Origin of the sequence: Nonomuraea lactucae (genome assembly GCF_003313395.1) — a bacterium.
GTDB lineage: Bacteria > Actinomycetota > Actinomycetes > Streptosporangiales > Streptosporangiaceae > Nonomuraea > Nonomuraea lactucae.
Map to the genome: position 1 here is coordinate 1 of NZ_QNFZ01000542.1, position 1700 is coordinate 1700.

At 76.5% G+C, this 1700-nt stretch carries 2 protein-coding genes; both read left to right on the forward strand.

Translation table 11 applies throughout. From position 1 onward, the window contains the following. A partial coding sequence (locus DQW85_RS46025; protein ID WP_205315350.1) for a Rid family hydrolase occupies positions 1 to 1043 on the forward strand: 1043 nt, incomplete at its 5' end. Next, the coding region (locus DQW85_RS23410; RefSeq protein ID WP_113702240.1) for an MFS transporter at positions 1040 to 1700 on the forward strand (661 nt) is incomplete at its 3' end. The genes DQW85_RS46025 and DQW85_RS23410, both read left to right, overlap by 4 nt.

Sequence of the window (1700 nt, forward strand, 5' to 3'; positions counted from 1 at the left end):
AGGCCCGCAGGGTGACCGAGGCGCTGGCCGCCGCGGCCGGTGTCGAGCCGACCGTCGCCGGGTTCGCGGCGCTGTCCGACGCGGACCTCGTCGCGCACGCCGCGTCGCTGGCCGGGCTCGACCTGGACATCGACGGCGCCCGCGATCCGCTGCTCGGGCTGGGCCCGTTCGGGGTGGTGCTGGACCCGGACACCCTCCCGGAGCAGCCGGCCGACGCGGTCGCCGCGGGCCGCGGCCACGACGTCGACCTGCTCATCGGGGTCGCCGCCGACGAGGCGAACCTCTACCAGGTGCCGACCGGCCGGCGTGACCGTGACGCCCGTGAGATGTCGGACGCCCTGTTCGGCGACGGCACCGGCGCGCTCGCCCGGGGGCACGCCGCGGCCGGTGGGCGCACCTTCCGGTACACGTTCGGCTGGTCCTCCGACGCCTTCGACGGCGCGCTCGGCGCGGCCCACTGCATGGAGCTGCCGTTCGTCTTCGGCACCACCGGCCTGCCCTCGCTGCGCGGGCCGCGAGCCCTGCTCGGCTCCGCCCGCGGGGCGGACGGGCTGACCGCCGCGGTGCAGAGGGCATGGACGGGCTTCGTCACGGCGGGAGACCCGGGCTGGCCGCGCTTCACGGCCGACGATCCGCACATCGAGGAGCTCGGCGCCGGCAGGCGGGCGGTCACCCCCGCCGGCTGGGCGGAGCCGGGGTTCCCCCTGTCGGCGGGCGTGCGCGTGGGCGACGTCGTGCACGTGTCCGGGCAGATCGCGATCGACCCGACGTCCGGAAAGCCGGTCGGCGGCACCGTCACCGAGCAGGTGGAGCAGGTCTTCGCCAACCTCGTGGCGGTGCTCGGCGCCGCCGGCGCCACCCTGGACGACGTCGTCGCCACGCGGGTGTACCTGCGCGATCCGGAGCTGTTCGCCGAGATGAACGCGGCGTACGCGCGGCTGGCCCCGCGGCCGTACCCCGCTCGCACCACCGTGTACATGCCGCTGCCGGGGACGTTCCTGGTGGAGATCGACGCCGTGGCCGTCGTGGACGGACGGCCATGACCAGCGTCCTGGAGGCGCGTCGGGTCGATGCGCCGGTGACGGCGTACGACCCGCGCCGCTGGAAGGCCCTGCCGCTGCCGCTGGCGGCGCTGTTCATGATGCTGTTCGACTTCTTCGCCGTGGGCGTCGCGGCCCCGTCGGCGCAGCGCGCCCTGACCGGTGGCGTGGCCGGGCTGGAGCTCATCGTGTCGGCGTTCGCCTTCACCTACGCCGCCGGCCTCGTCGCCGGCGGCGTGCTCGGCGACCGCTACGGTCTCCGCCGGATGCTGATGATCGGCGGTGCCGGGTTCGTCGCGGCGACCGCGCTGTGCGGGCTGGCGCCGACGCTGCCCGTCCTGCTCTGCGCCCGCCTGGTGGCGGGCGCAGCGGCGGCGCTGCTGGTGCCGCAGGCCTTCGCCCTGGTCACCACCGGTTTCCCGCCGGGGGAACGGCCGCGGGCGTTCGCCCTGCTCGGCGCCACCCTCGGCCTGGCCGGCATGGCCGGGCAGGCGCTCGGGGGCGTCATCATCACCGCCGACCTGTGGGGCCTGGGCTGGCGAGCGGTCTTCTTCGTCAACGCGCCGATCGGCCTGCTTCTCGTCGCGGCGGCGCCGCGGCTGCTGCCCGCGGGCCGGCCGGTGCGGCGGGGTGGCCTCGACGGTGTGGGCCTGGCCCTGG